Raw genomic sequence first — 18,330 nt, forward strand, 5'->3', positions numbered from 1 at the left:
GGACGGCGTTCAGGGGGCGTATGCAGGGGGCGTACAGGGGCCGGTTCAGGAGCCGGTTCAGGGGCGGTACGGCAGCTGGGGGACGGTGAAGCAGTTCTCGGTCATCTCGCCCTGGGAGACCCAGCCCTCGCCGTCCTGCCAGCGGGCGACCGACAGACAGGTGCGGGATGCCGTGGGAGGCTCCGGCAGCTCCTCGAAGACGACGGGGAGCAGCAGTCCGTTCGCGGTGTACGGCTCGGGGCGGTTGATGAACTCCTCGACGCAGGAGCGGGTCAGCTCCCCGTCGCAGGAGCGGGCCGCGTCGGCGAACCACATGGCGGCCGCCCAGCCTTCGAGCTGCCACTGGGACAGCTTCTCGTCCCTGCCCTGTTCCGCCATCGCGTCCCGGAACTCCTTGACGGCCTCGTGGCCGACGTCCTCGTAGTTGCGGCTGGAGCCGGTCACCCACAGGGTGTTGCGGCAGCCGGGAGCGTCCCGGTAGTCGGCGGGCACGGACGAGTTCCAGTTCTGGACATTGGTGACCTTGGCGGTGACCTCGACGCCGAGGTCCTCCATCGCCTCGCAGAGCCGTGCGTTGCCATGGGTGTCCATGGCGTCGAAGACGATATCGACGCCCTGGTTCCGCATATCGGCGGCGACCGCGCGGAAGTTGGGCAGGGTGAAGTCGACCTGCTCGGGGACGACCCGGTACCCCTCGGCCCGCAGCCCTTCGGCAACCAGCCGTGCGAAGGCGGCGGACGCGGCCTGGTTGTACGAGACGACGGCGGCGGTCCGCGCGCCCTGCTCGCGTTTGAAGTAGCGGTAGACCTCCGTGCCGCCGACCAGGACGCCGTCCCAGCCGGGCCGGCCGCCGTCGCGCGGGGCTGAGCTGCCGTAGATCTCGTACAGATGCGGATAGGTGTCGTAGGCGGGGCCGATGGGCTGACCGCCGATGTCGGGGACGCCCGCGGCGGAGACGCGGGGCGCGCCCGCGTAGTTGAGGACGGTGGTGGCGACGAGGGCGAAGACCTTCTCCTCGTCGATCAGACGGGTCACGCATTCGTTGTTGCCGACGCCGCTGCCGCCGTCGTCGCAGAAGACGGCCTCGACGGGCCGGCCGTCAAGGCCGCCCTCGGCGTTGAGCGCCTCGAAGTAGGCGGCGGCCCCTTCACCCGGACCGGTGAACACCCCGCCGCCGGCCGGGCTGGTGACGCTGGCGATCACGCCGATGCGTATGGGCGCGCCGTCCGCGGTCGCCCCGGGGCGTTCGAAGGCGCGCTCGGGCAGCCGGGTGCCGCAGCCGGCGACGGCCGTCGCCAAGGCCGTCAGCACGGCAGTGAGCAGCAGGACTTCAGCAGCCCGGCAGTGCCGTCGCACCGGCGGTGCTCTGCTCGGCGAGGCCGCAGAGGGTCTTCTTGGACACCTTCCAGGTGTCGTCCTGGAGGACGGCCGTGCCGGTGGAGTCGGGCAGCAGCACCGTGTCCCCTGACTTCAGGTCGTAGGTGACCGTGGCCTCGGCAGCCGAGGTGAAGGTCACGTCGGTGACGTCGGCGGAGGTGTTCCCGGCGTTCGGGTCCGCTGCCAGCACCGTCAGCACGGGGCGGAGGTCCTCGCCGTCCTCCAGTACCGCGACCCGTTCGTCTGTGGGGGTGTCGGGCGCGAAGAACAGCGTCCAGTTCTCCTCGACCTCCGCCCTGGCCGCCTCCGGGTCGGACGGCTGCTCGCCCGTGGGGCTGGCGGTCGGGGTGGCGGCCGTGGCCGTCGGCGTGGCCGTGGCCTCCGGCTCGTCGTCGCCGTTGTCTCCGCACCCGGCGGCGAGGGGTGTGAGCACAAGGACCGCGGCAGCCGCCCATGCCACGGTCCGGGGACGCCTGATGCGAACCATCTGGATCACCCTCCGTTGTCGTCGGCTTCCAGCGTGTGCCCGTTCAGGGCATAGTGCAAGAAATGAACGTACCGCTCCGTCGATTGCCGCCCGATCCGAAAGGCCCTGTCGATGCCGATGTCCCGACTGCTGTGGTGGGGCGGGCTGGCCACGGCCGCTGTGGGGGCGGTGCTGTGCGTCATCGGCTGGTACGGGGCGTCAGGCGAACGGTACGCCGAACAGCAGATCCCCTATTTGGCGTCCTCCACCATCCCCGGTGCGGCGCTGCTCGTGGCGGCCGCGGTGCTGACGGTCGGCGCGGCGCTGCTCGCACGAACCGGCGCCGGCGCCCCGGCCGCCGCCAAGGAGCCGGAGCAGCCCCTGGACGCGTCCGCCGCGAAGCCGTCGTCGGACGAGCCGCCGGTGTGCGTGCCCGGCGGCACACTGGCGCACCGGCCCGACTGCCCGCTGGTGGCGGGAAAACCCCAGGCGCTCCCGGTCGGCGACCGGAAGCTGGATCCCTGCCCGGTGTGCGAGCCGCGGATCTGACGGCCCGTGGCATCCCTGACCTATGACCTCACCCTGGCCGGGCTCGCCGTCGGCAGCGCGGCCGCGCTCACCGGGATCGGGCTGATCGTCACCTACCGGGCGACGGGCGTGCTCAACCTCGCCCACGGCGCGATCGCGATGGTGTGCGCCTATGTGCTGCGCCAGTTCGCGGTGGAGTGGGACTGGCCGCTGCCGCTGGCCGCCGCCGTGACCCTGGGAGTGGTCGCGCCGGGCATCGGGCTGCTGCTGGAGCGACTGGTGTTCCGCCCGCTGTCGGTGCTCGGCGTGGACCCGGCCCGGTCGCTGGTGGCCTCGATCGGGGTGTTCGTCCTGCTGGTGGGCGGCGCGGCGGCGATCTGGGGCGAAGGGGCGCGCGCGGACGCGCCGGAGCTGCTGCCGGACGACCCGTGGACACAGCTCTCGGCCGCGGTGCTGCTGGCCGTGCTGGTGGCGGCGGTGACCCGGTGGACCCGGTTCGGCCGGGAGCTGCGCGCCGTCGTCGACAACCGGCCGCTCGCGGTGCTCGGCGGCATCGACGCGGACCGGGTGGCCGCGGCCGGCTGGGCGTTCGGATCGTTCACGGCGGGGCTGACGGGGGTGCTGCTCGCGCCGTTCGTACGCCTCGACCCGTTCGGGCTGCCCCTGCTGGTCGTCGAGGTCATCGCGGTCGCCGTGATCGCGCGGATGCGGAGTCTGCCGGTCGCGGTGGGCGCGGCCCTGGCGATCGGCGTGGCACAGGCCCAGCTCACCCGGCTGCATCCGAGAGGCTGGGGCGAGCCGCTGCTCCAGGCGGTGGGCGCGAACCTGTTCGCGGTGGCGCTGCTGATCGCCGCGCTGGTGCTGCCCGGGGTGGGCGCGGGCGTCGGCCCTGCCCGTGCGGCGGCCCCCACGGTGCGGGTGCCGCCGGGGGTCTGGCTGGTCGCGGCCATCCTGTTTCTGCTGCCGCTCGGCTTCGCGGGCCGGGACCTGCACACCTCGGTGCAGGTCCCGGCGCTGGCCGTCATCCTCCTCTCGCTGACCGTGGTGACCGGGCGCGGCGGGCAGATCTCGCTCGGGCAGGCGGCGTACGCGGGACTCGGCGCGCTGTTCACGGCGCTGCTGGCGGCCGGGCGCTTCCCGGGGTTTCCCGCGCTGCCGGAGCTGCTCGCGCTGCTGACCGCGGTGCTGCTGACCGCCCCTTTGGGGCTGCTCACCGGCTGGCCGGCGATCGGTCGCCGCGGTCTTGCGCTGGCGCTGGCGACGCTGGCCGTCGGGGTGGCGATGAGCCGCTTTGTGTTCGTACAGCCGTATGCCACGGCGGGGCTGCGGCTGACCAGGCCCGAGGGGTTCGCCGACGACCGCCGCTACTACATGCTGGAACTGGCCGTGCTGGCATGCGCGCTGCTGGCCGTGGGCGCGCTGCGGCGAGGGCGCACCGGCCGGGCGCTCGCCGCCATGCGCGACCACGAGGCGGGGGCGGAGGGGGCCGGGGTGCCGGTGTCCGCGCTGAAGCTGTTCGCCTTTGTCACGGGTGCGGGGCTGGCGGCGCTGGGCGGGGGCCTGCTGGCGATGGGGCTGCGGGCGTTCGATCCGGCGGCGTTCGATCCGGTGCGCAGCCTGCTGTGGTTCGCGGCGGTCATGGTCCTGGGCGCGGACGGGCTGCTGGCGCCGCTGGCCGCGGCGGTGCTGCTGGTGGGGTTGGACGCGGGGCCGCGAGGGGGGCTGGCCGCGGCGGCGGTCGGCTTTCTGGCGGTCCTCATCGGCCGTCTGCCGGAGGGCCTTCCCGGCGCGCTCCGCCGGCTGCGGCCCTGGCCGCCGGGGCGGCCGCCCCCAGCGGCCGGTGCGCCTGCGGCGGTTGTCTCCCCTCCCCCGCCCCTTCCCGAAACTGGGGGCAAGCCCCCAGCCCCCCTCCGGGGGGAGGGGGGTGCGGGGCTGCCGCCCCGCACCCCGGGGGCGGCAGCTTCGCGCCGCCGGACGACGGGCCGACCCCAAACCCCGAACGCAGAAGCCCCACACCCCCGGACGACGAGCCAACCCCAAACCCCGAACGCAGAAGCCCCACACCCCCGGACGACGAGCCAACCCCAAACCCAGACCGGAAGCGAGTCAGCCGGAGACCGTCTGGCGACGGGGCGGTTCCTCGCCGGGAAGGGGGGCGAGCGGGCGGGGCGACGGTGGGGATCGGAGCAGCTGTTGCCGGGGCGCGAGGGCGAACAGGCCGCGGACCGGGCTCTGAGCGGAGGAGGCTCGGGATCGGATCCCGACAACCCGCGTGCGGCGGACTCGCAGGGGCGCGGCCCCCGAAGCTCCGGGGCGCCCTCACGGACGCGGCGCTTCGCTGCCGCCCTGGGCCGATCAGCGCACGCCGTTGCGGCGCGAAGCGGCCGCCTCCCGGGTGCGGGGCGGCAGCACCGCGTACCCCTCCCCCCGAAGGGGGGCCGGGGGCTTGCCCCCGGTTCCGGGAAAGGGAGGGGTGGGGGAAAGGCGCCTGACGAGGCCGCGGGTCCGCCGCCCGGAGCGCGGCGGCTCGTCGCACAGGGCGTACACGTGCGGTACGGGGACTTCACCGCTCTCGACGGCGTCGATCTCAGCGTCGCCTCCGGGCAGGTGACCGCTCTCGTCGGGGCCAACGGGGCCGGAAAGAGCACCCTGTTCCACTGTCTGTGCGGAACGCTGCGGCCCGACGCCGGACGCGTGGAGCTCGACGGCGTCGACGTCACGCGCCGCTCCGCGCACGCCCGTACGCGCCTGGGGATCGCCCGGACCTTCCAGCAGCTCGCCGTCTTCCCCTCCCTCACCGTCGAGGAGAACGTCCGCATCGGGGCCGAGCAGCAGCGCCGCCGACGGCGCGACCCGGCCGCCGTGGAGCCCGTGCTGCGGCTCCTCGGGCTGGACGGGCCCATCCGCGGCCGCGCCGCCGCCGGGCTGTCGACCGGCGCGCTGCGCCGCGTCGAGCTGGGCCGGGCGCTCGCCGGGCGGCCGCACACGCTGCTGCTGGACGAACCGACGGCCGGTCTCGACGCGGCGGAGGCCGAGACGCTCGCCCGCGTCCTCAGCGCGCTCGCCGCGGACGGCATGGCCGTGCTCGTCGTCGAGCACGATCTGGACCTCGTCGCCCGGGTCGCCGACACGGTGCATGTCATGGAGGCGGGGCGGATCGTACGATGACCATCGAGATCGAGCTGCGCCGCGCGCGCGTCGCCTACGGCCCCCTCGAAGCCCTGCACGGGGTGTCGCTGCCCGTCCCCGCCCGTGCCCTGACCGTGCTGCTTGGCCGCAACGGCGCCGGCCGCACGACCGCTCTGCGCGCACTCGCCGGAACGGCGCGGCTGTCCTCCGGGCAGGTGCTGTGGCGCGGCGGGGACGTCACCCGGCTGCACGCCCATCAGCGCGCCCGCCGGGGCCTGTGCTTCGTGCCGGACAGTCAGGCGGTATACGGGACGCTCACGGTCGCCGAGAATCTGCAGCTCGCCTCACCGGACGGCGGCTTCGCCCCGGCCCTGGACGCCTATCCCGCGCTGCGTCCGCTGCTGGCGCGGCGCGCGGGCACGCTCTCCGGGGGCGAGCAGCGGATGCTCGCGCTCTCCCGCGCGCTGCTCACGCCCGCGCGTGTCGTACTCGTCGATGAACCCGCTCAGGGCATGTCGCCGCCTGTCGCGGCCCGTACGTACGAGCTGCTGCGGGCGCTCGACGCGGCCGTGGTCATCGCCGAGCAGCGGCTCCCGCCCGGTCTCGGCACGCCGGGCGGCCGCCCGGTCCTGGTCCATGAACTGCGCCGTGGAGTCATCGCTTTCAGCGGTGAGGCGTCCGAGGCGCCGTCGGAAGGCTGAGCATGCTGAGCGTGCCGCCCGCCTCGACCGTGTGGACCGACCGCCGAGCCCGTAGCACCGGGCGCAGGCTGGCCATGCCTCCCGCCCCTGCGTGCGCAGCACCTGGTGGCGAGGTCGGCGCGCGGTGCATCCACGTGATGCCGGCCTGCCGCCAGCGGCCGGCTGGGCATTGCGCCCGGCCAGGCGGTGGCCGGACCTCTCATCAGCGGCTCCGGCGGCAGCCCTCGGGCCCGGTGACACCACCCCCAGGCCATCCGTTCGACAGGGGGCAACAGCCATGCCGGGCCCGGAGGCCAGCGGCCCCATTGCAGGACCGCGAAGAAGACAACGGGGCGGAACAGCAGTCCGCCGCAGCAGCCGTTGCCGGTGTCGGCGTCCCGAAGGCCGCCGCTCTCGCGGAGGGCCGGGCAATCCCACGGCCATTCGCCGCCCGCGCAGTCCTCGGGGCCCGGCCCGGCCGAGCCGCCGGACTGCCGGGCGCGGGCGGGGGGCGCGGGCGGCGGCAGCCCGCGCCCCCCGCCGCCGCACATCCGTGCCACCGACGCCTCACCCGGTCGGTCTATTGATTCCGTTCCGCTCCACGCGTGACTTGGGCACCAGCAGACCCGTTGAGCTGTTTACGAGCCGGGCCGTGCCCGGCGTTGCCATGACATCCGTCCAGTCCACCAAGTCCGAGGAGCAACCCGTGCCCCGCATGCTCGACGTCAGCGAGGACGTACGCGCCGAGATCGGCGATGAAGAAGCCGACCGGCTGCTCGCCGGCGACAACGCCCCGGGCAGCTATGACTGCACCTCCTGCCGCACGCCGGGCGACTCCGAGCGGGAACGCACCAGCACGGTGCTGTTCGTCGGCGAAGAGACCGCCGTCCTCGCCTTCGCCCACGCCAAGTGCATTCCCTCCCAGGTCGTCAAGGTCGCCGAGGACCAGCTCCAGGGTGCGGTCCGGTCCATCACGGGCAGCGACCCGAACGCAGCGGCGGCGGCTGCGGCCGCCGCCGCGGACGCCGCCCCCGACCAGGCCGTGCTCGGCATCACCAGCGGCCTCGTCCTGATCGGCGGTGAGGTCCACCCGGCCCTCGTCGTGGAGCCGACCGCGCCGATCGCCCGCCCCGGCTCACAGGGGGAGAACGGCGACGAGTTTCTGCCGCTCCTCATCGAGCAGGGCTTCCTCCCGGTCACCGACATGGACAAGATGCCGGACGAGCTGCCCGGCTGGTCGGTGCTGATCGCCATGGGGCAGCTGCACGCGGTGCTGCAGCCCGGCACGGGCGGCGGCAGCCCGGTCGCCTGGTGGCAGGCTCACCAGCCGCTCCAGGTCACCGACAGCTGGCGTACGGCGGTGAACAAGACGCAGAAGGTCCTGGTCTATGCCGCTCCGGTCGGCTCGATCGGCCAGCAGCCGCGCGAGGACCTGCTGCGCGACGCGCTGAACAAAGCCGCGGCGGGTGGCGTGCTGGTGGCCGCCGCGATGCCGCTGGCGGGCACCTCGTCCTGACGGGCCCGGGCGCGCCGGGCCGTGCACGCGCACACGCGGGCCCGGGCGCCGGGCCGTTCGCGATCGGCCGGACGGATTCAGCTCGGCTCAGCCCGCATCCGTCCGAACGGCCTGGTCGTTGCACAGGCGTGCACGCATACGAGTCCTCCCGCCAGCCGTACCCCAGCCCCATCCCGTCGATGCGTCCCGCGCGCGACTTCAGGGCGGGGCACTCCGCCACGCCGATCTACGACGCGCTCTGCTCCGAGTACCGCCGGGCGTTCCGGGCGCTGCCGGGCGACCGGAGCGGCGAGGAGGATCTCGGCTTCAAGGGCTTCGGCCCTCTGGGGATCGCGTCAGGCATCGCGTCGGGGACGGTGTCCGGGCTGGCGGCGGGGGCGGGCTGGCGGCCATACGCCGTCGGCAGCCAGCTGGCGGCCCTTCCGCCGGCCCCCCGCAGAGGCATGTGACGACAGGGCGCTGCCCCGGGCCGGCCGTTCGGCACGGATCCGGGGCAGCGCCCTGTCCCAGGCCCTCGGGGCCTACTTCTTGCGACCGCGCTTCTCGCGCACGCGCACCGAGATATGGATCGGCGTGCCTTCAAAGCCGAACTCCTCGCGCAGCCGCCGCTCCACGAAGCGCCGGTAGCCGTGCTCCAGGAAGCCTGACGCGAACAGCACGAACCGCGGAGGCTTGCTGCCTGCCTGGGTGCCGAAGAGGATACGGGGCTGCTTGCCGCCGCGGATGGGGTGCGGATGGGCGGACACCAGCTCGCCGAGGAAGGCGTTGAGCCGGCCGGTCGGGACGCGGGTCTCCCAGCCCGCGAGCGCCGTCTCGATGGCCGGGACGAGCTTCTCCATATGGCGGCCCGTGCGCGCCGACACATTGACCCGGGGGGCCCAGGAGATCTGGCCGAGCTCCGTCTCGATCTCCCGCTCCAGGTAGTAGCGGCGCTCCTCGTCGAGCGTGTCCCACTTGTTGTAGGCGATGACCATGGCGCGGCCCGCCTCGACCGCCATGGTGATGATCCGCTGGTCCTGGACGCTGATCGACTCGCTGGCGTCGATCAGGACGACGGCGACCTCCGCCTTCTCCACGGCGGCCGCGGTGCGCAGGGAGGCGTAGTAGTCCGCGCCCTCCTGCAGATGGACCCGGCGGCGGATGCCCGCGGTGTCCACGAACTTCCAGGTGACGCCGCCGAGTTCGATCAGCTCGTCGACCGGGTCGCGGGTGGTGCCGGCCAGTTCGTTGACGACGACCCGCTCCTCGCCCGCCACCTTGTTCAGGAGGGACGACTTGCCGACGTTCGGCCGGCCGATCAGCGCGATACGGCGCGGGCCGCCCGGCGCGGCGCCGAAGGTCTGCGCAGGGGCCTCGGGCAGCGCCTTGAGGACCTCGTCGAGGAGGTCGCCGGTGCCGCGGCCGTGCAGGGCGGAGACCGGGAACGGCTCGCCGAGGCCCAGGGACCACAGCATCGCCGCATCGGCCTCGCCGGACGGGCCGTCCACCTTGTTGGCGGCGAGGACGACCGGCTTGCCCGCGCGGCGCAGCAGTTTGACGACGGCCTCGTCGGTGTCGGTCGCGCCGACGGTGGCGTCGACGACGAAGACCACGGCGTCGGCGGCCTCGATGGCGTACTCCGCCTGCGCCGCGACGGAGGCGTCGATGCCGAGGACGTCCTGCTCCCAGCCGCCGGTGTCGACGACCTTGAAGCGGCGGCCCGACCACTCGGCCTCGTAGGTGACCCGGTCGCGGGTGACGCCCGGCTTGTCCTCGACCACGGCCTCACGCCGGCCGATGATCCGGTTGACCAGGGTCGACTTGCCGACATTGGGGCGGCCCACGACGGCCAGGACGGGAAGCGGACCGTGCCCGGCCGCCTCGATCGCGCCCTCGACGTCTTCGAGGTCGAAGCCCTCCTCGGCGGCGAGCTCCATGAACTCCGTGTACTCGGCGTCGCCGAGCGCCCCGTGGTCGTGCTGGTCGCTCTGCTCGTTCATGAAGTCCGTTCCTCGTTCTTACGTCGTCGACAGACCGTCCGGTCCATCGCTCAAGACTCAAGTCTCGCCTAGCGGCCGGTGAGCCGCCTGGCGTTTTTCAGGTGGTCGCTGAGCCGCTTCTGGATGCCCACGGTGGCGTCGTCCAGCGCCGTGCGCGTACGGCGGCCGCTGCCGTCGCCCGCGACGAAGGGGTCGCCGAAGACCACGTCGACACGGCTGCGCAGCGGGGGCAGCGCCCTTATCAGCCGTCCCCGCCGCTCGGTGCTGCCCAGCACCGCGACGGGCACGATCGGCGCACCGCTGCGCAGGGCGAAGTAGGCCAGCCCCGCGCGCAGCGAGGCGAAGTCTCCCTCGCCCCGGGTGCCCTCGGGGAAGATGCCGAGCGCCCCGCCGTTCTCCAGGACGTCAAGCGCGCGGGTGACGGCGGTGCGGTCGGTGCTCGTACGGTCCACCTCCAGCTGGCCGATTCCGCGCAGGAACGGGCCGAGGGGGCCGACGAACGCCTCCTTCTTGATCAGGAAGTGCACGGGCCGCGGCGCGGTGCCCATCAGCATCGGGCCGTCGATGTTGTGCGCGTGGTTGACCGCCAGGATCAACGGTCCGCTCGCCGGGACGCGCCACGCCCCGAGGACGCGGGGCCGCCACAGCCCGTACATCAGCCCGACGCCGATGCGCCGTCCGGCCTCCGCACCCCTGCGGGAGGGCGGGGAAGCAGCTGCGGAAGGGGTCACTTGGCGGCCCGCTTCTCCTCGACGAGGGTGACGACGCACTCGATGACCTGCGGCAGCGTCAGCTCGGTGGTGTCCACCTCGACCGCGTCGGCAGCCTTGGCCAGCGGGGAGGTCTTCCGGTTGGAGTCGGCGGTGTCCCGCTTGATCAGCGCTTCCCGCGTGGTGGCCACGTCGACGCCCTTGAGCTCCCCGCTGCGGCGGGCGGCGCGGGCCTCGGGCGAGGCCGTGAGGAAGATCTTCAGATCGGCGTCGGGGAGAACGGTCGTGCCGATGTCCCGGCCCTCGACGACGATGCCCTTCTCGGCGGAGGCCGCGATGGAGCGCTGCAGCTCGGTGATGACCGTGCGCACCTCGGGCACCGCGGAGACGGCGCTGACCGCGGCGGTGACCTCCTGGGTGCGGATGGGCCCGGAGGCGTCCATGCCGTCGACGGTGATCGTCGGGGCGGCCGGGTCGGTCCCGGAGACGATCACCGGCTTGGCGGCGGCGGTGGCGACGGCGGCGGGGTCGTCGACGTCGATGCCGTTGCTCAGCATCCACCAGGTGATCGCCCGGTACTGGGCGCCGGTGTCCAGGTAGCTGAGTCCCAGGGCGGCGGCGACGGCCTTGGACGTGCTCGACTTGCCCGTGCCGGAGGGGCCATCGATGGCGACGATCACGGCTGCCGGGGCGGTCCGGGCGACGGTTTCCACGGTGTCGGACACCTTCCTGGTTCACAGGGCGGGAGGGAGAGGGTCACTGTGCCGAGTGACCCGTACAGGTTACTGTCTCGCCCGCCGCCCCTGTTACCGCCGACGGCCCCAGCGCCGTACCGGGACTCCGCCCCGGACCCCGCACTCCGGGGGCGGAGCCCCCCGCACGGCCGCTACTGCCGGATGGACCAGCCTCTCTCCCTGAGCGCGGCGGTAAGCGTGGGTGCCGCCGCCGGCTCCACCATGAGCTGGACCAGACCCGCCTGCTGCCCCGTCGCATGCTCGATGCGGACGTCCTCGATGTTGACGCCCGCCCGGCCCGCGTCGGCGAAGATGCGGGCCAGCTCGCCGGGCTGGTCGCTGATGAGGACCGCGACGACCTCGTACGACGCCGGGGCCGCGCCGTGTTTGCCCGGCACCCGGCTGCGCCCCGCGTTGCCGCGGCGCAGCACGTCCTCGATGCCCTCCGCGCCGCCCTGCCGCTTGGACTCGTCCGAGGACTGCAGGGCGCGCAGCGCCTGCACCGTCTCGTCCAGGTCGGCCGCGACGCCCGCCAGCACATCGGCCACGGGGCCCGGGTTCGCGGTCAGGATCTCGACCCACATGCGGGGGTCCGACGCGGCGATGCGGGTGACGTCGCGGATGCCCTGGCCACAGAGCCGTACGGCGGTGTCGTCGGCCTCCTCCAGCCGTGCCGCGACCATGGAGGAGATCAGCTGGGGGGTGTGGGAGACCAGGGCCACGGCCCGGTCGTGCGCGTCGGCGTCCATGACGACGGGGACGGCCCGGCACAGCGCGACGACCTCAAGCGCGAGGTTGAGGACCTCGGTGTCGGTCTCCCGGGTGGGCGTGAGCACCCACGGGCGGCCCTCGAAGAGGTCGGCGGTCGCGGCGAGCGGTCCGGAGCGTTCCTTGCCGGCCATGGGGTGGGTGCCGATGTAGCCGCTCAGATCGAGGCCGAGGGCTGCCAGCTCGCGCCGTGGGCCGCCCTTGACGCTGGCCACGTCGAGGTAGCCGCGGGCGACGCCGCCGCGCATCGCGTCGGCGAGCGCGCCCGCCACATGCGCGGGCGGCACGGCGACGATCGCCAGATCGACGCGGCCCTCCGGCGGGTCGTCGGTGCCCGCGCCGAGCGCGGCGGCGGTGCGGGCGCGCTCCGGGTCGTGGTCGACGAGGTGGACGGCGACGCCACGCCCGGCGAGGGCGAGAGCGGCGGAGGTGCCGATCAGTCCGGTTCCAATGACGAGCGCGGTTCTCACGGGCGATGTCCTTGTGAAGAGCGGAGGCAGCGGAGGCCGGCCTGGGCAAATGCTCCGTTCAGCCTAGTCAAGGCGGCGGGCGCGCGGACCGGGCGACCGGCACCCGAGACGGCGGCCGCCTCGCCCCGGGCCGGGCGGAGCCCGGCAGGGGCCGGACAGGCCGCGGACAGGGGCCAATGTCGCGCGGGGCGCACCGCACCGCCACTCGGGTACCCCCGCATGCCGTGCGCTGCCATGTCGCTTCTCCCCGGCTCCCGTGAGCGCCAAGATGCTTCTGCCGGAAAAGACCCGACATGCCCTGATGTCTGATGTAAGGAGACGGCCATGGACGCACGACGACGCACGGTACTGGCGGCGGGCGCCGCAGGCGCCGCAACGCTGGTGACCGGCTGCGGCGACGGCGGCGACAACGGCGACACGGAGCCGGGCGAGCCGACGCCCCCGCCCGCGACGCGGGAGTCCCCGACCGGGGAGGCGACCGACGCCAAGACGCCGGGCTCTCCGTCGCCCACCGGCGAGGAGCTGACGAAGACGTCCGACATCCCCGTCGAAGGCGGCCGGATCTTCGCCGACGAGAAGGTGGTCGTCACTCAACCCGTGGAGGGCGAGTTCAAGGCGTTCTCGGCCGTCTGCACCCACCAGGGCTGCACGGTGAGCCGGATCGAGGACGGCATCATCAGCTGCCCCTGCCACGGCAGCCAGTACCACATCGCCGATGGCTCCGTGGCCCGCGGGCCCGCGCCGCGGCCGCTGCCCCCGGAGCAGATCACCGTGAGCGGGGACGCCATCCTGCTGACGTGACCGCTGACGCGACCGCTGTCGTGATCGCCGGCTCGCGTAGCCTGGCGCGATGATCCCGTACGACCTGGTGCGCGACCACACGATCTACTCCTGTGTCATGGGGTCCCGCGCGTTCGGCCTGGACACGGAGGACAGCGACACCGACCGCCGTGGCGTGTTCCTCGCGCCCACCCCGCTGTACTGGCGCTTCGACAAGCCCCCGACTCATGTCGAGGGCCCCGCGGACGAGCAGTTCAGCTGGGAGCTGGAGCGCTTCTGCGAGCTGGCGCTGCGCGCCAACCCGAACATCCTGGAGTGCCTGCACTCCCCGCTGGTCGAACATGTCGACGACACCGGCCGTGAACTGCTCGCCCTCAGGGACGCGTTCCTCTCCCGGCAGGCACACAAGAGCTTCGTCGGCTACGCGCTCGGCCAGCGCAAAAGGCTGGAGGCGCACATACGCAACCACGGCGCGCCCCGCTGGAAGCACGCCATGCAGCTGCTCCGCCTGCTCGCCTCCTGCCGTGATCTGCTGCGCACGGGCAGGCTGACGGTCGACGTCGGCGCCGAGCGCGAGCGGCTGCTCGCGGTCAGGCGCGGCGACGTCCCGTGGCGCGAGGTCGAGTCCCGGATGGCCCGCCTCGCCGACGAGGCCGACGCCGCGGCCGCCCGCTCCCCGCTCCCCCACGAGCCGGACCGCGCCCGTGTCGCGGACTTCCTCTTCCGGACGCGCCGGACCTCAGCCCTCCAGCCGCATCCGCACCCGCACCCGCACCGCGAGGTCGACGAGGGCCGCGCGCCCGGCGGGCTCGCCCGGTAGCGCCGTACCGCCCTCAAGCGTCCCAGAGCGCGCCGAACGACATCAGCTCGGAGTGGCGTTCAACACGGTCCGCCCATTCCCCGGGCCAGGCGTCCGCGCCCAGGTGCGCTCCGGCGAAGGCGCCCGCCAGGCAGGCGATCGAGTCGGAGTCGCCCCGGGTGCAGGCGGCGCGGCGCAGCGCGGTCAGCGGCTCTTCGGGGAAGGTGAGGAAGCACAGCAGGGCGGTGGCGAGGGCCTCTTCGGCGATCCAGCCGTCGCCGGCAGCCAGGCAGGGGTCGAGTTCGGGCTCGGGTGTGCGCAGTGCCGCCGTCAGCCGGTCGAGCGCGGCGAGGCAGTCGTCCCAGCCTCGGGTGATGAACGCCTCGGGGGTCGCGTCGTGCGCGTGGGTCCACAGGTCGCCGAGCCAGTCGTGACGGTAGCGGCCGCGGTTCTCGTACGCGTACGAACGCAGCAGGCCGGGCAGGCCCCTGGGGTCGGCGCCGTGTGCGAGCAGCCGGACGGCGTGGGCCGTCAGATCGGCGGCCGCGAGGCCGGTGGGGTGGCCGTGGGTCAGCGCGGCCTGGAGCTGTGCGGCGCCGGCGCGCTGGTCGTCGCCGAGGCCGGGGACGATGCCCAGCGGCGCGACCCGCATATTGGCTCCGCAGCCCTTGGAACCGGTCTGCGAGGACTGCTGCCAGGGCCTGTCGGGGTCGCGGTCGAGGAGCTGACAGGCGGTCAGACAGGTGCGGCCGGGCGCGCGGTTGTTGTCCGGCGAGTGGTACCAGTCGGTGAACTCCCGGCGCAGCGGGCCCGTCAGCCGTTCGGCGGTGAGCGGTCCGCCGTCCATGGCGGTGCGTACGGCCCGCGCCACGGCGAGCGTCATCTGGGTGTCGTCGCTGATGTACGCGGGCTCGGGCAGGGCCATCTCACGCCACGGTCCGCACCTGCCCAGGATCGACGGCACATCGTCGAACTCCGTCGGGAAGCCCAGCGCGTCGCCGAGGGCGAGCCCGATCAGGGTGCCGGTGGCCGCCTGCTTGGCGGCCGTGCGGGTGGGGCTGCTCATGGTGCGGACGTCCTTCCGGTCGCGGCGGCGGTGGAGGGTGGAGCGCGCGCTCAGCGGCCCGCGGTCGAAGGACCGGCCGCGGGCCGCTGTGCGGTGTAAGCCGGCACGTCGGGCCTACAGGCCGACTTCCTTCATCAACATGCCGACCTCGGTGTTCGTCAGCCGGCGCAGCCAGCCCGACTTCTGGTCGCCGAGCGTGATCGGCCCGAAGGAGGTGCGCACCAGCTTGTCGACCGGGAAGCCGGCCTCGGCGAGCATGCGGCGGACGATGTGCTTGCGGCCCTCGTGCAGGGTCACCTCGACGAGGTAGTTCTTGCCGGTCTGCTCGACGACCTTGAAGCTGTCGGCGCGGGCGTAGCCGTCCTCAAGCTGGATGCCGCTCTTGAGCCGCTTGCCCAGGTCGCGCGGGATGGGGCCCTGGATGGCGGCGAGATAGGTCTTCTGCACGCCGTAGCGGGGGTGGGTCAGCCGGTGGGCCAGCTCGCCGTGGTTGGTGAGCAGGATGATGCCCTCGGTCTCGGTGTCCAGCCGTCCGACGTGGAAGAGCCGGGTCTCCCGGTTGGTGACATAGTCGCCGAGGCACTGGCGGCCGTCCGGGTCCTCCATCGTGGAGACCACGCCCGCGGGCTTGTTCAGCGCGAAGAACAGATACGACTGGGTGGCGACGGTCAGTCCGTCGACCTTGATCTCGTCCTTCTCCGGGTCGACGCGGACGCCCTGCTCGATGACGATCTTGCCGTTGACCTCGACGCGCCCGGCGTCGATCAGCTCCTCGCAGGCGCGGCGCGAGCCCATTCCAGCGCGCGCGAGCACCTTCTGCAGCCGCTCGCCCTCCTGCTCGCCGAAGGTCTTCGGGGTCTTGACCTGCGGCTTGTTCGCATACCGCTCGCGGTTGCGCTCCTCGATCCGCGCGTCGTACTCGCGCGGGCGGGCCGGGGCCGTACGGTCGCGGCCGCCGCCGCGCTGCGGGGACTGCCTGGGCGACTGCTTGGGGCCTCCCTTCGCGCCGCCGCGGGCGGCCGCTCCACGGCCCTTCCTGGGGCCTTCCGACCCGCTGCCGGAACCGCCGCCGGAACCGCCGCTGCCGGAACCGCCGACGTCATAGCGGCGCTCCTCGGGACGCGGGCGGCCCGCGCGCTGCTGCTTCTCGTCCCGCTTGTTGCCAGCGCCCCGGTAGTTACCGCGCCCGCTGCTGTTCCTGCCGCTGCTTCGCATCAAAATTCCGTCTTGTCGTCTGCGTCGTCGTCCGTACCCAGCACGACCGGGTCCGGAGCGTCCGGATCAAACGACGGAACGCCTTCCTGCGTCTCGGCCTCGATCGCCTCCGCCTCCGGGAGGAAGGGCGCGAGCTCCGGGAGCTCGTCCAGGCCGCGCAGGCCCATCCGCTCCAGAAAGTAGTTCGTCGTCCTGTACAGGATCGCACCTGTTTCGGGTTCCGCGCCCGCCTCCTCCACCAGCCCCCGCTGGAGGAGGGTGCGCATCACGCCGTCGCAGTTCACGCCGCGGACGGCGGAGACCCGGGAGCGGCTGACCGGCTGGCGGTACGCGACGACCGCGAGGGTCTCCAGGGCGGCCTGGGTCAGCCGGGCGTGCTGGCCGTCCAGCACGAAGCGCTCGACGGCGTCGGCGTACTCGGGCCGGGTGTAGAACCGCCAGCCCCCGGCGACCAGCCGCAGTTCGAAGCCGCGCCGCTGGACGGTGTACTCGTCCGCCAGCTCGCGCAGCGCGTCCGCGACGGCCCTGCGGGGCTGCTCCAGCACCTTGGCGAGGTGCGCCTCGGTGGCGGGCTCGTCGACGACCATGAGGACGGCTTCGAGCGCGGGCTTGAGGTCCTCGGCGCTGAGATCGCCGCTCATGGCTTGCTCTCCTCGGACTTCTCGGGCTTCTCGGACTTCTCGGGCTGCGCCGGCTTCTCGGACTGCTCCGGCCTCTCCGGCTTCTCGGGGGCTCGGTCGAACTCGTCGGTGACGCGGGCCTCGCCGTCGCCGCCCGTCCAGATGACGGTGAGCTCGCCGAGCGCGTCCTGCTGCTCCAGGGCGACGGCCTTCTCCCGGTAGAGCTCCAGCAGGGCCAGGAACCGGGCGACGACGGTGAGGGTTCCCAGGGTGCCGGTGGCTCCGGCGGGGTTCTCGGGGTCCTCGGTCAGCTCGCGGAAGGTCGCCCTGCCGCGCTCCCGCAGCAGGGCGACGACCACCTCGGCCTGCTCCTGCACCGAGACCAGGGGCGCGTGGATGTGCTCCACGTACACCTGCGGTCTGGGCTTGGGCTGCATGGCCTTGACGGCGAGCCTGGCGAAGCCTTCGGGGCCGATGCTGATGACGACGTCGGGCAGCAGCTCCGCGTGGTGCGGCTCCAGGCCGACGGTACGGGGGTGGCGGCGGGCCTCGTCGTCCAGCCGGCCGCTGAAGATCTCGGCGATCTGCTTGTACGCGCGGTACTGCAGCAGCCGGGCGAAGAGCAGGTCCCGCGCCTCCAGCAGCGCGAGGTCCGCCTCGTCCTCGACCTCGGCGGCGGGCAGCAGGCGCGCGGCCTTGAGGTCGAGCAGAGTGGCGGCGACCACGAGGAACTCGGTGGTCTGGTCGAGGTCCCAGTCGGGGCCCATGGCCCGGATATGGGCCATGAACTCGTCGGTCACCTTCGACAGAGCGACCTCGGTGACATCGAGCTTGTGCTTGGAGATCAGCTGGAGGAGGAGATCGAAGGGCCCTTCGAAGTTCGCCAGCCGCACGGTGAAGCGCCCGTCGTCGACGGGCGGCCCGTCGCCCCGCCCTTCCCTGGCCTCCGTGTCCGGGGCCGGGCGCCCGGCCTCCACGGGGACCGGTCCGGGCCCAGCGGTCCCCGGCTCGGCGGAAGCGGGCTCAGCGGGCGCGGGACCGGCAGGCGCGGACTCGACCGGAACGGGTTCGGCGGGCCCGGCAGGCGCGGACTCGGCAGATGACGGCCGCGGAACCGCATCCGCGGGGACCGGCTCCGGCACGGCCCCAGAAGTGGCCTGGGGACCGGCGGCGGGGGTTCCGGGGCCGCGGCCCAGGGGACGGCGGCGGGGGGACGGGGGCATCGGGGTCCAGGGGCGCTGAGCGAGCAGAGGTAGCGGGCAGGCTACCGTCACCGTCCGCGCAGGCGGCGCACGAGGATGCTCGCGTCGCCCCGCTGCTCAAGATCCGCGAGGACCACGGCGACCGCCTCGCGCACGATGCGCCCGCGGTCGACGGCCAGCCCGTGCTCGCCGCGCAGCACCAGCCGTGCGTGCTCCAGGTCCATCAGCTCCTCGGCGGAGACATAGACCGTGATCTTCTCGTCGTGCCGCTCCCGGCCGCTGGGCCGGCGG

General features: G+C 73.6%; 17 protein-coding genes and 1 pseudogene. 7 read left to right on the forward strand and 11 right to left on the reverse strand.

The genetic code is table 11. From position 1 onward, the window contains the following. Positions 1–57: 57 nt before the first annotated feature. Together OF819_RS25985 and OF819_RS25990 are read right to left on the reverse strand one after the other, a co-directional pair. Positions 58–1,356, reverse strand: coding sequence for an ABC transporter substrate-binding protein (locus OF819_RS25985; protein WP_416370626.1), 1,299 nt, complete (start codon positions 1,354–1,356; stop codon positions 58–60). Beyond that, the gene (locus OF819_RS25990; RefSeq protein WP_267246075.1) at positions 1,331–1,864 is read right to left on the reverse strand and encodes a hypothetical protein; all 534 of its coding nucleotides are present in this window, start codon (positions 1,862–1,864) and stop codon (positions 1,331–1,333) included. Before OF819_RS25990 ends, OF819_RS25985 begins: the two co-directional genes overlap by 26 nt. 111 nt (positions 1,865–1,975) lie before the next feature. Between OF819_RS25990 and OF819_RS25995 the strand changes: the two genes are divergently transcribed. The 5 genes from OF819_RS25995 (at position 1,976) to OF819_RS26015 (ending at position 8,145) form a co-directional block, all read left to right on the forward strand. After that, positions 1,976–2,392 carry a hypothetical protein gene (locus tag OF819_RS25995; protein ID WP_267246076.1) on the forward strand — a complete coding sequence of 139 codons (417 nt, stop codon included), beginning with the start codon at positions 1,976–1,978 and terminating at the stop codon, positions 2,390–2,392. Between the two features lie 6 nt (positions 2,393–2,398). After that, positions 2,399–5,539: an ABC transporter permease subunit gene (locus OF819_RS26000; RefSeq protein ID WP_267246077.1), complete on the forward strand. Its 3,141-nt coding sequence runs from the start codon at positions 2,399–2,401 to the stop codon at positions 5,537–5,539. Next, on the forward strand, positions 5,536–6,201 hold the full coding sequence (locus OF819_RS26005) for an ATP-binding cassette domain-containing protein (RefSeq protein ID WP_267246078.1): 666 nt from the start codon (positions 5,536–5,538) through the stop codon (positions 6,199–6,201). The genes OF819_RS26000 and OF819_RS26005 overlap by 4 nt, the downstream gene beginning before the upstream one ends. A gap of 685 nt (positions 6,202–6,886) precedes the next feature. Further along, positions 6,887–7,696 (forward strand): hypothetical protein, encoded by an 810-nt coding sequence (locus tag OF819_RS26010; RefSeq protein WP_267246079.1) that lies wholly within the window; start codon positions 6,887–6,889, stop codon positions 7,694–7,696. A gap of 128 nt (positions 7,697–7,824) precedes the next feature. After that, positions 7,825–8,145, forward strand: coding sequence for a hypothetical protein (locus OF819_RS26015; RefSeq protein WP_267246080.1), 321 nt, complete (start codon positions 7,825–7,827; stop codon positions 8,143–8,145). Positions 8,146–8,217: 72 nt separating this feature from the next. On the opposite strand, the gene der is transcribed toward OF819_RS26015, so the two are convergent. From der to OF819_RS26035, 4 genes are all read right to left on the reverse strand, one after another. After that, positions 8,218–9,675 (reverse strand): ribosome biogenesis GTPase Der, encoded by a 1,458-nt coding sequence (gene der / locus OF819_RS26020; protein ID WP_267246081.1) that lies wholly within the window; start codon positions 9,673–9,675, stop codon positions 8,218–8,220. A gap of 68 nt (positions 9,676–9,743) precedes the next feature. After that, positions 9,744–10,445, reverse strand: coding sequence for a lysophospholipid acyltransferase family protein (locus tag OF819_RS26025; protein WP_267246082.1), 702 nt, complete (start codon positions 10,443–10,445; stop codon positions 9,744–9,746). Further along, positions 10,403–11,110: a (d)CMP kinase gene (gene cmk / locus OF819_RS26030; protein WP_267246083.1), complete on the reverse strand. Its 708-nt coding sequence runs from the start codon at positions 11,108–11,110 to the stop codon at positions 10,403–10,405. Before cmk ends, OF819_RS26025 begins: the two co-directional genes overlap by 43 nt. A 161-nt stretch (positions 11,111–11,271) precedes the next feature. Further along, complete coding sequence (locus OF819_RS26035; protein ID WP_267246084.1) at positions 11,272–12,357, reverse strand: prephenate dehydrogenase; 1,086 nt, start codon at positions 12,355–12,357, stop codon at positions 11,272–11,274. Between the two features lie 324 nt (positions 12,358–12,681). Here OF819_RS26035 and OF819_RS26040 point away from each other — a divergent pair, with 324 nt between their 5' ends. Both OF819_RS26040 and OF819_RS26045 read left to right on the forward strand, forming a co-directional pair. After that, entirely contained in the window at positions 12,682–13,158 is a 477-nt protein-coding gene (locus OF819_RS26040; RefSeq protein WP_267246085.1) for a Rieske (2Fe-2S) protein, read from the forward strand. 49 nt (positions 13,159–13,207) lie between these two features. After that, positions 13,208–13,957 (forward strand): DNA polymerase beta superfamily protein, encoded by a 750-nt coding sequence (locus OF819_RS26045; RefSeq protein ID WP_267246086.1) that lies wholly within the window; start codon positions 13,208–13,210, stop codon positions 13,955–13,957. Positions 13,958–13,970: 13 nt separating this feature from the next. On the opposite strand, the gene OF819_RS26050 is transcribed toward OF819_RS26045, so the two are convergent. The 5 genes and pseudogenes from OF819_RS26050 to OF819_RS26070 form a co-directional block, all read right to left on the reverse strand. Further along, a complete protein-coding gene (locus tag OF819_RS26050; RefSeq protein WP_267246087.1) occupies positions 13,971–15,002 on the reverse strand; it encodes an ADP-ribosylglycohydrolase family protein in 1,032 nt (343 codons plus the stop codon). Positions 15,003–15,116: 114 nt separating this feature from the next. Beyond that, on the reverse strand, positions 15,117–16,217 hold the full coding sequence (locus tag OF819_RS26055) for a pseudouridine synthase (RefSeq protein WP_267246088.1): 1,101 nt from the start codon (positions 16,215–16,217) through the stop codon (positions 15,117–15,119). Continuing rightward, complete coding sequence (gene scpB, locus OF819_RS26060) at positions 16,217–16,858, reverse strand: SMC-Scp complex subunit ScpB (RefSeq protein WP_267246089.1); 642 nt, start codon at positions 16,856–16,858, stop codon at positions 16,217–16,219. The genes OF819_RS26055 and scpB overlap by 1 nt, the downstream gene beginning before the upstream one ends. Continuing rightward, positions 16,855–18,060: a segregation and condensation protein A gene (locus OF819_RS26065; protein WP_267246090.1), complete on the reverse strand. Its 1,206-nt coding sequence runs from the start codon at positions 18,058–18,060 to the stop codon at positions 16,855–16,857. The genes scpB and OF819_RS26065 overlap by 4 nt, the downstream gene beginning before the upstream one ends. A gap of 47 nt (positions 18,061–18,107) precedes the next feature. Next, positions 18,108–18,330: pseudogene (locus OF819_RS26070) on the reverse strand (hypothetical protein); the annotation flags it as partial.

The organism is Streptomyces sp. PR69, from assembly GCF_026420845.1.
Taxonomy (GTDB): domain Bacteria; phylum Actinomycetota; class Actinomycetes; order Streptomycetales; family Streptomycetaceae; genus Streptomyces.

Coding starts and splice junctions, on each gene's coding strand:
- OF819_RS25990 (WP_267246075.1), bottom strand. CDS start 1,864: ATGGTTCGCATCAGGCGTCCCCGGACCGTGGCATGGGCGGCTGCCGCG.
- OF819_RS25995 (WP_267246076.1), top strand. CDS start 1,976: ATGCCGATGTCCCGACTGCTGTGGTGGGGCGGGCTGGCCACGGCCGCT.
- OF819_RS26005 (WP_267246078.1), top strand. CDS start 5,536: ATGACCATCGAGATCGAGCTGCGCCGCGCGCGCGTCGCCTACGGCCCC.
- der (WP_267246081.1), bottom strand. CDS start 9,675: ATGAACGAGCAGAGCGACCAGCACGACCACGGGGCGCTCGGCGACGCC.
- OF819_RS26040 (WP_267246085.1), top strand. CDS start 12,682: ATGGACGCACGACGACGCACGGTACTGGCGGCGGGCGCCGCAGGCGCC.
- OF819_RS26045 (WP_267246086.1), top strand. CDS start 13,208: ATGATCCCGTACGACCTGGTGCGCGACCACACGATCTACTCCTGTGTC.
- OF819_RS26050 (WP_267246087.1), bottom strand. CDS start 15,002: ATGAGCAGCCCCACCCGCACGGCCGCCAAGCAGGCGGCCACCGGCACC.
- OF819_RS26055 (WP_267246088.1), bottom strand. CDS start 16,217: ATGCGAAGCAGCGGCAGGAACAGCAGCGGGCGCGGTAACTACCGGGGC.
- scpB (WP_267246089.1), bottom strand. CDS start 16,858: ATGAGCGGCGATCTCAGCGCCGAGGACCTCAAGCCCGCGCTCGAAGCC.
- OF819_RS26065 (WP_267246090.1), bottom strand. CDS start 18,060: ATGCCCCCGTCCCCCCGCCGCCGTCCCCTGGGCCGCGGCCCCGGAACC.